General features: G+C 60.4%; 1 pseudogene. It reads left to right on the forward strand.

What is annotated here, in order from left to right:
- A pseudogene (locus OZ411_RS43110) lies at positions 1-434 on the forward strand (IS5/IS1182 family transposase); the annotation flags it as partial.

A 434-nucleotide genomic window follows, 5' to 3' on the forward strand; every position in this document is an offset into this window, starting at 1 on the left:
GTCGAACTCTGCCGTGAAATGGGCCTTCTCGCGACGACGAGCGTCGCCATCGATGGCAGCAAGTTCAAAGCGGTGAACAACCGGGACAAAAACTTCACGCGCGCGAAGGTGGAACGGCGGCGTGCCCAGCTGGAGGAGAGCGTCGCGCGCTATCTGAGCCAACTTGACACCGCCGACCGACAGGAGCCGACGGAGGCGCTGGCTGCGAAAGTGACAAGGCTCAGCGAGAAGCTGACGAAGCTGAAGGAGGAAATGGGCAAGCTTGCTGTATACGAGACGCAGATGCTTGCTTCGCCCGATCAGCAGATCTCTCTGACCGATCCTGACAGTCGTTCGATGGCAACGAGCGGCCGCGGCTCCGGTGTCGTCGGCTACAACGTACAGATCGCCGTGGACACCGAGCACCATCTGATTGTGACGCATGAGGTGACGAA

Origin of the sequence: Bradyrhizobium sp. Arg237L (assembly GCF_029990105.1) — a bacterium.
In the GTDB taxonomy this organism is placed as follows: domain Bacteria; phylum Pseudomonadota; class Alphaproteobacteria; order Rhizobiales; family Xanthobacteraceae; genus Bradyrhizobium.